This is a genomic window from Pseudomonas sp. (assembly GCF_036387035.1).
Taxonomy (GTDB): Bacteria; Pseudomonadota; Gammaproteobacteria; order Pseudomonadales; family Pseudomonadaceae; genus Aquipseudomonas.
The window spans coordinates 1-13,667 of record NZ_DASVUM010000082.1 but is presented as its reverse complement, the minus strand read 5'-3'; the positions used below and the strand labels follow the sequence as shown (position 1 = coordinate 13,667).

Genomic DNA, 13,667 nt, shown 5'->3' with positions numbered 1-13,667 from the left:
AACGCACTACCGTCAAACTCTCCAAACCCATACTGCTTGCACGTCGCGGCAATGCTCTCCAGTTCCTCACTGCTAAAACTCTCCAGATCCTGCCGCCGGCACCGTTCTGTCGCCGCCGCATTGCTCTGGTTATTTCCCGTCCCGTCAAAGAACAGCCCAATGCGCAGGGTGATGCCTTCGGTGATTTCCTCCTCCTCTTCTTCCTCCTCAGGCTCAGGCTTCGGCCGCGGCTTCAGCCATTCCTCAGGCTGCGGAAAGTCGATCGCCACGTGTCCGGGCAACATTGTGTGGACGGGCATGGTTCTGCCGTCCTTATCGGTCACGCCGTTGAACACTTCGCCATTCTGCGTGGTGATCCGGTAACGGACGAAACGGGCAGCGGCCTGTTGCGCGTCGATCAGGGTGTACCCCGCCGCGTATCCATAAGGTATTGGCGTCACCGGAGTCGTCAGCGTGGTAGCACCGGCCTTCAGCACATAATCGGCCCGTTGATAGATGTTGCCGGGCGCCCCCAGCTCGATCTCGCCATCCTTGATGCGGATGAACGCGCCACCGCAATTCAGGAGGAGCTCTTCCGGGGCGCTGATTTCGATCCGGCCGCCGAGGCTTTCGATCTTGATGTCATTGTTGGCCAGTGCGTGCAGCGCGCCGGTTTGCGCGTGAAGCTGAACATCGCCCTGAACCGCTTTGAGTTGCAGGCCCTTGGTCACTGCGCACAGGCTGATCGCACCCTCGGCGGTGCCGGTGATGTTGCGACCGGCGCTGATGTCGGTTGAGCGCGAGGAGGTGATGGCGACGCTTTCGCGACCGGAGGACAGGCAGATCGCTTCAGGGGTGATGATGCCGATGCCGGCCGGCGCGTGCAGCAGAAGACCGGGTTCGGTGAGGTGAGTCAGTGCGTCGTTCAGCTGCGAGTGGCTGTCGGTGTCGGCGGCGATGGCGCCTGCACTTCTCGCGGCCTGGGCCATGGTGCGCGCAACCGACAATGCGCTCTCCAGTTCCTCGATCACGGCATCCATGTCGAGCTGCTGACCGTGGGCTTTGGTCTGTTCATCCGCACTGATGAACAGCCCGCGTCCCGCCCGAATCGCGCCCCAGCCATCACTGCGCAATTCAAAGCCTTCGCCGCGATTATCCTTCTCGTTGTCGACCAGATGCCCAAGGTTTAGCTGGCTCTTGCCGCTGTGCTCGGTGCTGAGTTTGATGTGTTCCTTGCCGCGATCATCTTCCATGCGCAGCTTGTTGTTGGCGGGCGTGCGCAGCACGTTGCGCTTGTAGTCGCTGCGCAGCAGCGTCACATGGTCGGGATGGCGATTGTCATGGAGGGCATGGGCGATGTAGGGCCGATCCGGGTCGCCTTGCTCGAAAGCAACAGCGACTTCGGTCCCACAGATCAGCGGCAGGTGCAGGCCGTGGGTATCGCCCGCGTAGGGACGGGCCAGCCTCAACCACAGGCTTTCTTCGCCCAGCTTCCAGCTGTCGCGATCAAACAGAAAGTTGACCTTGTAGCGGCCTTCGCTGTCGATGTGGCTGTACGGATCGTTAGCCAGCGAACTGGTCACACGTGCCGGAACGGTGCCGGCTATCTCAGGCTTGACCAGCAACGGAGGGCGAAAACACACACTTTCGGAATACGGAATCGCTTCGAAACTAAGCTCAAAGCTGCGGTCCCTCGCAGCGCGCAACTTCAACCGAGTGATCACCGCACCCGGTTCAAACGCCTGCGGCGCACCACCGGAAATCGCCAGCACTTGCGCCAATCCCAACGAAGCACTACTGCTAATCCCGCTAAGCCGGGTCTGGTTGTTCAGATACCGCTCATGCCGCAGGCGGCCATAGAAAAACCCGCTTTCCCCCTCTAAATCTTCATCCTGATCCAGTTTGTCGCCGAGCACCTTGTACGGCTCGGCATAGTGATAGGCCTCGCCGTAAGTCGTGGTATGACCCCGGGTCTGATCCACACCCCCATCCATCCACGCACTGGCATCTCTATGGTGATAGGCGCGAAAGTGAACGTTCTTTTCCACCACCTCATGACTGACCTGCAGCTGCCAGACCCCGTCCGCACCGCTGCTGCCCAACCCCGACTGAGGCCTAAACGGCAAACTTACCCGCGGCCGAATGTAATGCCGCTGATCATCGTGAAACTCGACGACCGCAATACCCAAGCGTTCATTGTTGCTGAAGCGGTACCAAATCCCCACCTCCGCCAACAGGCGGGAAATAAACGCGAGATCGCTCTCGCCGTACTGCATCACCTGCTCGCGCTTCGGATACTCCCGAACCAGCGTGAACAAAAAATCCTGTCCCTCAAAATCATGTCGCGTGCGCAAGATGCTCTCGACAATCTGCGGCACCGACTGATGCTGATAAATCCGAAACTGCCGACCGCGACCGAGCAAGGCCAAGCGCGGCTGCAAGATAACTTCGTAGCGCGCCTCGTCCGCGGAGCCTGAGAGCCGCTTGAAGCCAGTAATCACCCCATGCAACGTACGCAGCGCGTTAACCGGTGGCGTCGGCAAGCCACGAATAGCAATCGGCAACGTATGCGGCGCAGCATGCAGACTGAACTCCGCTGTCTTGCCCAGCACCCGCTCAGCCCCGATGTCCTGATCGATGGAAGTAAATTCCACGCGATAACAAAACGGCTGGCTCAGCTGTTCTTTACCTTCAAAGGCTAGAACGTCGAGCGCGACAGGCAGGCTATGAACAACAAGCTTATGGCGGCTGTGATCGAAGAAAGGCGGCAATGCAGTGAGCATGAATGAGCGTCCCTGGCAGGAGAAAGCGCCCCTGACCGGTCCGCAGGAAACCGGATCAACTCATCCATGAGAGAGGGCTGAAGCGGGCGAAGATGAGGCTTTTCGAATCGCCATTCCATAGGCAAAACCCGAACAAGACCTTTCCCAACGCATATCAAGAATCCCCCTACACGAATCCTAAATACGGCCTCCACCTCGCAGCACGCATCCGCACCAGCCATAAAAAAGCCCCCGGCAACTCACGTCGTCGGGGGCGAAGGCACTGTGCTCACAGTTCGGTTAAGTCATTGCTCTGTCACGGCATCCCCAGCCAGTTCGGCAGCGCGAGGGAGATGAAGGGCACGTAGGTTACCAGCAGCAGGAACACCAGCAGGATCGACAGCCAAGGCAAGGCCGCGCGGATGGTTTCGCCCAGGGTCAGGCCGGTCACTGCGGAGGTCACGAAGAGGTTGAGCCCCACCGGAGGGTGGACCAGACCGATCTCCATATTGACCACCATCACGATGCCCAGGTGGATCGGGTCAATGCCGAGTTTCATCGCGATCGGGAAGAAGATCGGCGCAAGGATCAGGATGATCGCCGAGGGCTCCATGAAGCTGCCGGCGACCAGCAGCACGATGTTGACCATGATCAGGAAACCGATCGGGGTAAGGCCTTCGGAGATCACCCAGGCGGTGATCTGCTGCGGGATCTGTTCGGTGGTCAGGACGTGGGCGAAGAGCATGGCATTGGCGATGATGAACATCAGCATGATCGACAGCCGGCCGGACTCCAGCAGGACCTTCGGGCAGTCCTTGAAACTCATGTCCTTGTAGACGAACAGCGCAATGAACGCCGAATAAACCGCAGCCACCGCCGCCGCTTCGGTCGGGGTGAACATGCCGCTGTAAATCCCGCCGAGGATGATCACCAGCAGCATCAGGCCCCAGAAGGCGCGTTGTGCGGTGTGCAGCCACTGGCGAAACGTCACGCGCGGCTGGGCCGGGAGTTTCTTGACCCGGGCCACGATGTAGATCACCACCATGAGCGCCACACCCAGCAGGATCCCGGGGATGACGCCGGCAATGAACAGCTTGCCGACCGAGGTTTCCGTTGCGGCAGCGTAGACCACCATCACAATGGAAGGCGGGATGAGAATGCCCAGCGTACCGGCGTTGCAGATGATGCCGGCACCGAACGCCTTCGGGTAACCGGAACGCACCATGCCGGCGACGGCAATCGACCCGACGGCTGCCACCGTTGCAGGCGACGAACCGGACAACGCCGCGAACAGCATGCACGCCAGCACCGCCGCAATTGCAAGGCCGCCACGAATGTGGCCGACGCAGGCGTTGGCGAAGTCGATCAGCCGCTGCGCGACCCCGCCGGTGGTCATGAAGGCACCGGATAACAGGAAGAACGGAATCGCCAGGAAGGTGTAGCTGTCGGAGGTCTCGAAGAGCTTGATCGCCAGCGAACTCAGTGAGTCCGGGCTGAACAGCAAGATCGAAACGGCGCCGGACAACCCAAGGGAAATGGCGATGGGCACGCCCAGGAACATGAATACGAATAGCAGCAGGAACAGGCAGATAACGGTCATCAGTGCTGCCCCTCGGAAGGATTGGCCAGTTTGCTCGCTTCAGCCGCTTCGTCGGCCAGACCCAACCCGGTCTGCCGGTGCGTCCAGATGCGGTAAAGGATTTCCAGATAGCGCGCGATCACCAGGGCAAAACCGATCGGCACGATGATGGCGATGTAGGCGACCTCGATACCGAATTTGTCGAGGTCCTCGGCGCCAATGCCAGCCACGAACAGCGCCGCGACCCACTTGTAACTGGCCACCAGAAAGAGACCGGCGTACGCCAGGCAGCAGGCGCAGGCCAGCATCGCGAGCATGCGCTGCACCGGCTTGCTGGTTTTCTTGACCAGCGCGTCAACGCCCAGATGCCCGGCAGTGCGCACGCCGTAGGAAATGCCGAAGAAAATCAGCCAGCCAAACAGGGCTTTGGTCAGGGCTACGCTCCAGGTCATGCCTTGGGCGTAGCCCATCAGGTGATCGCCGATGCCGGCGAAAAAGTCGCTGCTGACCGCCCATTGATCGCTGAGGGAATAAAACAGGGTGTAGATGTTGTTCAACGCCACGTAGACGAAAGTCACGAGCGTCATGGCAGCCAGCAGGAAAGCAATGATGCCCTCCTCCAGATGCTCCCAGAGTCGCGTCAGCGGGTGCATAAGCATTCTCCGAACGAAGCCGAACGTAGCCGGGTGTAGAGACGGCCGTGGAGGCAGACCACCCGCAAAAAGGGGTGGCCGCCAGGCCGTCACGGTCTGTATCGAGAAACGATGGAAGGGGTCAAGGCGCCTTGTTCGAATCGTCAGCGGCCTTGATCAGGTCGGCGCCGATTTCGTCAGAGAACTTGTCCCAGACCGGCTTCATGACTTCGCGCCATTTGCCGCGCTGCTCGGGGGTGAGCGTCACGATTTCGCTGGTTTTGGCGTCGATGATTTTCTGCTTGGCCGTCTGGTTCAGCGCTTCGGCCTGCTTGTTCACCTCGACAGTGACCTGATCCATGATCTTTTGCAGCTCGTCGCGCACGTCGGCGGGCAGGCCGTTCCAGAACTTCGAATTGGTGATCACCATGTAGTCGATCAGGCCATGGTTGGACTCGGTGAAGAACGGCTGCACCTCGTTGACCTTCTGGCTTTCGTAGTTCGACCAAGTGTTTTCGGTGCCGTTGACAGTGCCGGTCTGAAGGCCCTGGTAGACCTCGGCAAAGCTCATCTTGCGCGGGTTGGCGCGCAGGGCAACGAATTGCGCTTCCAGCACGCTGGAGGCCTGAACGCGGAATTTCAGGCCGCGGGCGTCCTTCGGTTCCACCAGCTTCTTGTTGGCCGAGAGTTGCTTGAGGCCGTTGTGCCAATAGGCGAGACCGTGAATGCCCTTGTCGTCCATCGCGGTCAGCAGCGCCTTGCCTTGGGGGCCTTGCTGGAAGCGGTCGACGGCGGCGAGGTCGTTGAACAGGAACGGCAGGTCGAAGATCTGGACTTTCTTGGTGTACTGCTCGAATTTCGCCAGCGACGGGGCTAGCATCTGCACATCGCCGAGCAGCAGGGCTTCCATTTCCTTGCCATCGCCGAACAGTGAGGAGTTTGGATAGACCTCGACTTTGACCTTGTCTTTCAAGGCCGGGTCCGCAGCAACCATCTTCTGGAAGAGCAACGCGCCCTGCCCTTTGGGCGTGTTTTCCGCCACCACGTGGGCAAACTTGATCGTGATCGGGTCAGCGGCCTGTGCGAGGCTGGCCATAGACACCGCGGCCGCGCAGAAAAGCGCTTTCGTCAGCTTCAACATCGATATCACCTTTTTATTTTTGTAGGAGCTTATGTTTGCAGGAGCAGGTTGCGTGCATGAGCATAGTGCAGCCCCACGATGACGACGCCCCGGTGTTTAGAGAATCAGCATTTGTGTAAGCCGGCGTTCGGGGTGGCTGAACGCGACGCGTCGTAGGACCCACCCCAACGCTTTCGTATTTCATCCGGCCACCAACGCCAGCAAACGCTGAGCCCGCAGCAGCACCGGCGCGTCAACCATTTGCCCGTCGAGCTGAAAGGCGCCCGCACCACCGGCGGCGGCGCTGGCGTCGATCACTTTTTGCGCCCAGTTCAGGTCATCGGCGGTGGGGGCCAGAGCGGCGTGGATCACCGGCACTTGAGCGGGATGAATGCACAGCGCGCCGCCATAGCCCATGTCGTAGGCGTGGCGAATGGCGCGGTGCAAGCCTTGCGGGTCACCGATGGCCGGGTGTACGCCGTCCAGTGGCGGCAACAGATCGGCGCCACGTGAATGCAGTTGCACTGACATTCGCGCCTGATCCAGAAACCTGTGCGCAGCGTCGGTGCCGCTGTTGAGGTTCAGGTCCAGCGCCAGATCGAGGCCGCCGAACGACAACCGCTGAACCCCCTGCGCATGGGCGATCTGCTCCAGCGCCAACAGCCCTTTGGCGCTTTCGATGATCGGCATGACCGGCTTGCCCGTCTGCCAGACGACCGCGACGTGAGCCGCGCTTTCAACTTTGGGCAGCAGCACCCCGGCCACGCCGGCGTGTCGTTGGCAAAACACCAGATCCTCGGCATGTTCCGCGTGGGTCGGCGCATTGACCCGCACCCAGACAGAGGCTTGCGGGTTGCCATTCAAGAACGCCGCAAGGTGGTCCCGCGCCTGCCGCTTGAGGGGTTCTTCCACGGCGTCTTCGAAATCGACGATCACCGCATCGGCGCCGGCGGCCAGCGCCTTGGCGAAACGCTCGGGACGACTGCCAGGGACGAACAGCGCCGAGCGAATGATGGTTTGCGGCATGGTTGAAGCTCTCCTGATTTGGGTTTTACACACAAGGGCGGCGCAACATCACGCGCCCCAAGCACCGAGATGGGCGCTTTAAACCACCCCGCCCGCCGCCATTCGGGCCTGGTCCTGCGCCGAAAACCCTAGCTCGCCGAGGATGCTGGTGGTGTGCTGGCCCAGGCCTGGCACACCGTCCATGCGCGGGGTGAACGCCGTGTTGTGGCCCGGCGGCAACAGCGACGGCAGCGGGCCGGACGGGCTGTCGACTTCGCGCCAGCGGTCGCGCGCCTTGAGTTGCGGATGGTTCCAGACGCCCTGCATGTCGTTGACCCGCGCATTGGCGATCTGTGCCGTTTCCAGGCGAGCGACCACCTCGTCGACGCTCAGGGCTGCAAAGCCATCGACGATGATTTGCCGCAGCGCCTCGCGGTTTTCCGAACGTTTGAAGTTCGCCGAGAAGCGCGCGTCGGTGGCCAGCGCCGGATTCAGGAGAACCTTCTCGCAGAAGACTGCCCATTCGCGCTCGTTCTGCAGGCCCAGCATGATCGTGCCGCCGCCACCGGTAGGAAACGGCCCATAGGGATAGATCGTCGAGTGAGACGCGCCGGCCCGCGGCGGTGGCGGCGCGCCGTTGTAGGCGTAGTACATCGGATAGCCCATCCACTCGACCAGGCTTTCCAGCATGCTGACGTCGATGCGACTGCCCTGCCCGGTCTTGTCGCGCAGCATCAGCGCCGACAGGATCCCGGTGTAGGCGTACATGCCGGCGGCGATGTCGGCGATGGAGCAGCCGGCCTTGGCCATCTCGTTATCGCCGGGGCCACCGGTGACCGATAAAAAGCCGCCTTCGCTCTGGATCAACAGGTCATAGGCCTTCTTTTTCTCGTAGGGCCCGCCTTCGCCATAGCCTGAAATGTCGCAGACGATCAGGCGCGGGAAGCGGGCCTGCAAGGCTTCGAATGAAAGGCCCATCCGGGCGGCAGCGCCCGGCGCCAGGTTTTGCACCAGCACATCGGCCTTGCCCAGCAGCGATTCGAGAATATCGCCGGCCTCGTCCTGCTTGAGGTCCAGGGTCAGGCTTTCCTTGGAACGGTTGGTCCAGACGAAATGCGAGGCCAGGCCGTCGACGCGTTGGTCGTAGCCACGGGCGAAATCGCCGACGCCGGGGCGCTCGACCTTGATCACGCGCGCGCCGAGGTCAGCCAGTTGGCGGGTGCAGAACGGCGCGGCGATAGCGTGTTCCAGGCTGACGACGGTGATGCCGTCCAAAGGACGCGGGGATTGTTCAGTCATGTGGGTAAACCTCTTCACAGTCCCTTGTAGGAGCGTGTTGGCTGTTAGATCAGGTCGGCCAGGTCCTGCGCATCGCGCAGTTGCCAGACCCGCTGGATCAGGGCCGTGCCCTGCTCCACCGTGCGTGCGCCAGAGAACGCCAGCAGGCGCTGGACCTTGTCCTCCAGTTCAGGCCGGGACAAGGTGTTGCCCGGGTCGCCCTTGGGTTCATCGATGCCCGCGCTAAGGGTGCGGCCATCGGTGGTGGTCACCTCTACGCGCCCCAGCCAGCGCGCCGGATACGCACCATCCACCTCCGGGTCCAGCACCATCGTGACTTTTTCGCGGAATGCCGCGACGTCCGCATCGGTCAGCGCCAGGTCGCGAAATTCGATCAACTGCGCGCTGCCGTGCACTGCAATCAGCCCAAGCACCGCGCCCATGGAAAACTTCGCCTGATGCACGGTCTGCGGCACATCGACCCGACCGAGCACATCGATGGCGCCCTGATGAACACGGGTGACCACCTTGGCGATCTGCTCATGGCGCAGGCCTTCGCGCTGCATCAGGTGGAGCAAGGCATCGGCGGCCGGGTGGGTGTGACGGCACGAGGCGTGGAACTTGAAAGAGGTCTCGACCAGCGCCCATCGGCTGCCCAGCCGGTCTGACAGCTTTGCGGGATCGCTGTCGCTGGACATTCCCGCCGCCATGCCCTGATCACCTTCGAGAATGTTGCGCGCACCGGTCAGTCCGTCTTCGGTGAGGTACGCCGCCAGCAGGCCATCGGCCGCGGCCTTGGCGGTGTGCAGCTGTTTGGAGTCGGCGGCGTCCCGCAAAAATTCCCATAGCCCGGCGGCTTGGGTGCCCGCCGTGCCCAGCAGGTTGATGAACTGCTCTTTATCGAAGTTCAGCAGCTTGCCGACGCCGACCGCCGCAGCGAGGGTGCCCACCGTGGCGGTGGTGTGGAAGATGCGGTAATGCGAGCGGCCCATGAACTCGCCGATGCGGATGCCGGCTTCATAACCGGCGACCGACGCCAGCAGCAAGTCCTGACCGGTTTTTCCGAGGTCCTGCGCGGCCGCCAACACGGCTGAGAACACCACCGTCGCCGGGTGCAGCACCGAGCTGTTGTGCAGATCGTCTTGCTCGACCAAGTGCGAAGACGCGCCGTTGACCAGCGCGGCGAAGTACGCCGAGGTGCCGCGACCGCTGACCAGAATCTTCGCCTTGCCCTGTGGCGGGCCCATGCGTTCGGCGTAGCGCTCGAACAACGGGATGGGCCGCGCGCCCTGGCTGGCCAGCGCTGAGCCGATCCAGTCGAGGAACAGGTCTTCGGTGCGATCCAGCACAACGCCGGGAATCTGTTCGTAAGTCAGCTCGGCGAGGAAACCCGCCAATGCCTGGGTATGGCTCATCTTGGCGTCCTCAGAAGCTGCGCGGCAGGTCGAGCAAATGCTCGGCGACGTAGGAAAGAATCAGGTTGGTGGAAATCGGCGCGACCTGGTACAGGCGCGTCTCGCGGAATTTGCGCTCCACGTCGTATTCGCAGGCGAAGCCGAAGCCACCGTGGGTTTGCAGGCAGGCGTTGGCAGCTTCCCATGACGCCTTCGCCGCCAGGTACTTGGCCATGTTGGCGCTGGCCCCGGCATTCTTGCCGCTGTCGTATTCCTCGCAGGCACGCCAGCGCATCAAGTCGGCGGCTTCAATTTCAATGTGCGCTTCGGCGATGGGGAACTGCACGCCTTGGTTCTGCCCGATTGGCCGGCCAAACACCACGCGGTCGCGGGCGTAGGCGGCTGACTTCTCGATGAACCAGCGACCGTCGCCGATGCACTCGGCGGCGATCAGGGTGCGCTCGGCATTCAGCCCGTCGAGAATGTAGCGAAAGCCTTTGCCCTCCTCGCCAATCAGGCTGTCGGCAGGCAGCTCAAGGTTGTCAAAGAACAGCTCGTTGGTTTCGTGGTTGACCATGTTGGCGATGGGCTGCACGGTCAGGCCGTTGCCGATGGCGTCACGTAAATCGACGAGGAAAATCGACATGCCTTCGGACTTCTTCGTCACCTCGGCCAGCGGCGTGGTGCGCGCCAGCAGGATCATCAGGTCGGAATGCTGCACGCGGGAGATCCAGACCTTCTGGCCGTTGATCACGTACTTGTCGCCCTGCTTCACCGCCGTGGTCTTGATCTTGGTGGTGTCGGTGCCTGTGCTCGGTTCGGTCACGCCCATCGATTGCAGGCGCAGTTCACCGCTGGCAAGCTTTGGCAGGTACTGGCTTTTCTGCGCGTCGCTGCCGTGACGCAACAGGGTGAACATATTGTACATCTGGCCGTGAACGGTGCCGGAATTGCCGCCACAGGCGTTCACTTCTTCGAGGATCACCGACGCTTCCGCCAGGCCCAGTCCGGAGCCGCCGTATTCCTCGGGGATCATCGCCGACAGCCAGCCTTCATCGGTAAGCGCCTTGACGAAGGTTTCCGGGAAGCCTTTCTCTTCATCGATCTTGCGCCAGTATTCGGCGGGGAAGCCCGCACACAGCGCGCGCACGCCGTCACGGATGGCATTGAGGTCTTCGTTTTCGTAGGGATTCATGGTGTCCACTCGCATCGGCCAGCGCCCGTAGCATCGGCGCGCCTGGCTGTATAAAAGAAAGATGGCGTTGAAGCTGGCATCAGTCGAAAACCACTTCGGCGCTCTGGGCGACGCCGGCGGCATTGCCTGCCCACAGCTGCGCCTTGCCCGGCTCGACGATTTTTCCGCCCACGCGGAACGCCGCAGGCACGTTCAACGGCCGCACGCCGCGATAGGCGAAATGCCGCGCGCGCTTGTCGGGATGGGCGCGCAGAAAGGCGCGAAGGTTGAACGTGGCGATCATCGGACCGTGCACCACCAGACCGGAATAACCCTCGGTGTCGGTGACGTAGGGGTGGTCGTAGTGAATACGGTGGCCATTGAAGGTCACGGCCGAGTAGCGAAACAGCAGCGTCGGCGTCGGCTCGATGACCTCATTCCACTCGCCCTGCTCCGGCGCCTCGCCGCTGTTGAGTTTCGGCGGGTTGGGTTCGCGGTAAACGATGTCCTGCTCTTCACGCACGCACAGCGCGCCGTGTTGCGAATAGTCGTGGCGAACCGTGACGAACAGCAGCGAACCGGTGCGGCCGTGCTTTTCTTCGATGTGCAGAAGGGTCGACAGGCGATGGGCGTCGGCACCGACTTTCAGCGGCTGAATGAACTCAACGCGCCCACCGGCCCACATCCGGTTGCGGTTGTCGGCCGGGGGCAGGAAGCCGCCACGGGCCGGGTGGCCGTCGCCGCCGAGCTGCGCTTCGAACACCGGCTCTTGAAAGAAACACCACTGCCACAGCGGCGGCAGCGCATCGCCGACCGCGGGCGTGGGCTCGCCAAAGGTGGCCGCGATGCGCTTGATCAGGTTGAGGCTCAGATGATCCTCGGCTTCCTCGGTGCGTCCAATCCAGGCCGTGAAATCCATGGGTGACTGTGCAGCGCTCATGGGCGGGAACCCTCTGGGTTTGTTGTTGTGGCCAGAGCATGGAAGCGTGTCGGCATTCTGTAAATTTGCATTTGCGTATAGCGGCGTTCGGGTATCCTGAACGCCTTCTGCACCGTCCGGACACCCACAATGCATTTCGATCTGGCTGACTTGCGCCTCTTCATTCACATCGGTGAATCACCCAGCCTGACCCAGGGCGCGCGCCGGGCATTTCTCTCCCCGGCGGCGGCCAGCGCACGGATCAAGGCGCTGGAAGGTCAGCTGGGCACGCGCCTGTTGTACCGCGACAGTCGCGGCGTCGAACTGACCCCGGCCGGTCAGCGCCTGCTCAAACATGCGCGGCTGATCATGAGTCAGGTGGAGTACCTGAAAAGCGAGTTCACCAGCTACGGCACCGATTCCGCCGGGCACATTCGCATCTTCGCCAACACCACGGCCGTCACCGAGTTTTTGCCCGAAGTGCTGGCCGGCTTTCTGGCGAAGCGGCCCGGTGTGACGGTGGATCTGCAAGAGCGTCTGTCCCGGGATATCGTGCGCGGTGTGCTCGACGGCAGCACTGACATGGGCATCATTGCCGGGCCAGTGGAGGCGGCGGGTTTGCAGGTCATCCACTTCAGCACCGACCGTCTGGTGCTGACGGTGCCGGTGGGCCATGAGCTGGCGACCGAGAAAAAAGTCACCTTCAAGCAGACCCTGGCGTTCCAGCACATCGGCCTGCACGAAGGCAGCACGCTGTTGAGCTTTTTGCGCGATCACGTCGAGCGGCTCGGGCAGCATTTGTCGCTGAGGATTCAGGTGTCGGGCTTCGAGGCGATCTGCCGGATGGTCGAAGCCGGGGTGGGCATCGGGGTGATTCCAGAATCGGCCGCCTCGCGGCACAGCCGGACAATGAAGCTGGTGACCATCGAGCTGGACGAGCCATGGGCGGTGCGTGAACGCAGCATTCTGGTGAGGGAGCTCGACGCCCTGCCGGGGGTGGTCAGGGCGTTGATTTCGGTCCTGCTGCCTGAGCCGCAAGCCGTAAAGCCTGAGGCGTGATCAGATCCAGACGTCGTTCTGCGCCGTGCGCGCGTTGATGTCGCTGCCCGTGTTGATGACCCCGCTTGGCTCGATCAGCATCAGCTTCACCTCCTGAGCCGCAAACGGTTTGTGCTCGACACCCTTGGGCACGACAAATAGCTCGCCTGCGTTGAGCTCAACGAAGCCGTCGGCGAAATCGATGCGCAGGCAGCCTTCAAGCACGATGAACGTTTCGTCCGTGTCGGCGTGGCTGTGCCAGAGAAACTCCCCTTCCAGCCGCGCCAGTTTGAACTGGTAGTCGTTCATTTGCGCAATGACCTTTGGCTGCCATTGCTCGGTGAACAGGCTGTATTTCTGAGCGAAGTTGATGGGGGTGTGCTGGGCGTGGGAAGTGGACACGAGAGTGGCTCCAAAGGCTTTGATGTGGGGCCAATCTAGAGCGCGCGGATGGGTCGGGTCTTGTACGTTATTGCACGGCTGCGGGTGCGTTGGTTCCAAATGTGGGACCGGCTTCAGCCGGGAAGAGGCCGGTGGGTACGCCGTCCATTTTGCGCTGTTACGCCCGACGCTTTCCCGGCTAAAGCCGGTCCCACTGACACACCACGCGCTCATGGTGTGACCCGCTTCAGCCGGGAAGAGGCCGGTGGGTACGCAATCCATTTTACGGTGCGACGCGCGACGCCTTCCCGGCTAAAGCCGGTCCCACTGACACACCACGCGCTAATAGTGGGACCGGCTTCAGCCGGGAAGAGGCCGGTGGGTACGCCATCCATTTACGGTGCGA

At 62.0% G+C, this 13,667-nt stretch carries 11 protein-coding genes; 1 reads left to right on the top strand and 10 read right to left on the bottom strand.

Annotated features, from left to right (window positions below):
* The 9 genes from VF672_RS07575 to VF672_RS07535 form a co-directional block, all read right to left on the bottom strand.
* Positions 1-2,762 (bottom strand): type VI secretion system Vgr family protein (locus VF672_RS07575; protein ID WP_414705579.1); only part of this gene is annotated, 2,762 nt, incomplete at its 3' end.
* A gap of 295 nt (positions 2,763-3,057) precedes the next feature.
* Complete coding sequence (gene dctM / locus VF672_RS07570; protein ID WP_331103237.1) at positions 3,058-4,341, bottom strand: C4-dicarboxylate TRAP transporter large permease protein DctM; 1,284 nt, start codon at positions 4,339-4,341, stop codon at positions 3,058-3,060.
* Complete coding sequence (locus tag VF672_RS07565; RefSeq protein ID WP_331103235.1) at positions 4,341-4,973, bottom strand: TRAP transporter small permease; 633 nt, start codon at positions 4,971-4,973, stop codon at positions 4,341-4,343. Before VF672_RS07565 ends, dctM begins: the two co-directional genes overlap by 1 nt.
* 121 nt (positions 4,974-5,094) lie before the next feature.
* Positions 5,095-6,093, bottom strand: a complete 999-nt coding sequence (locus VF672_RS07560) for a TRAP transporter substrate-binding protein (protein ID WP_331103233.1) — start codon at positions 6,091-6,093, stop codon at positions 5,095-5,097.
* Positions 6,094-6,273: 180 nt separating this feature from the next.
* Complete coding sequence (locus VF672_RS07555; protein WP_331103232.1) at positions 6,274-7,098, bottom strand: CoA ester lyase; 825 nt, start codon at positions 7,096-7,098, stop codon at positions 6,274-6,276.
* A gap of 78 nt (positions 7,099-7,176) precedes the next feature.
* Positions 7,177-8,376: a CaiB/BaiF CoA-transferase family protein gene (locus VF672_RS07550; RefSeq protein WP_331103230.1), complete on the bottom strand. Its 1,200-nt coding sequence runs from the start codon at positions 8,374-8,376 to the stop codon at positions 7,177-7,179.
* A 44-nt stretch (positions 8,377-8,420) separates the two neighbouring features.
* The gene (locus tag VF672_RS07545; protein ID WP_331103228.1) at positions 8,421-9,770 is read right to left on the bottom strand and encodes an MmgE/PrpD family protein; all 1,350 of its coding nucleotides are present in this window, start codon (positions 9,768-9,770) and stop codon (positions 8,421-8,423) included.
* Between the two features lie 10 nt (positions 9,771-9,780).
* A complete protein-coding gene (locus tag VF672_RS07540) occupies positions 9,781-10,944 on the bottom strand; it encodes an acyl-CoA dehydrogenase family protein (protein ID WP_331103226.1) in 1,164 nt (387 codons plus the stop codon).
* Between the two features lie 79 nt (positions 10,945-11,023).
* Positions 11,024-11,863, bottom strand: a complete 840-nt coding sequence (locus tag VF672_RS07535) for an FAS1-like dehydratase domain-containing protein (protein ID WP_331103225.1) — start codon at positions 11,861-11,863, stop codon at positions 11,024-11,026.
* A 129-nt stretch (positions 11,864-11,992) separates the two neighbouring features.
* Here VF672_RS07535 and VF672_RS07530 point away from each other — a divergent pair, with 129 nt between their 5' ends.
* The gene (locus VF672_RS07530; protein WP_331103223.1) at positions 11,993-12,901 is read left to right on the top strand and encodes a LysR family transcriptional regulator; all 909 of its coding nucleotides are present in this window, start codon (positions 11,993-11,995) and stop codon (positions 12,899-12,901) included.
* Here the strand turns inward: VF672_RS07530 and VF672_RS07525 are convergent, their stop codons facing one another.
* Positions 12,902-13,282 (bottom strand): cupin domain-containing protein, encoded by a 381-nt coding sequence (locus tag VF672_RS07525; protein ID WP_331103221.1) that lies wholly within the window; start codon positions 13,280-13,282, stop codon positions 12,902-12,904.
* Between the last annotated feature and the right edge of the window lie 385 nt (positions 13,283-13,667).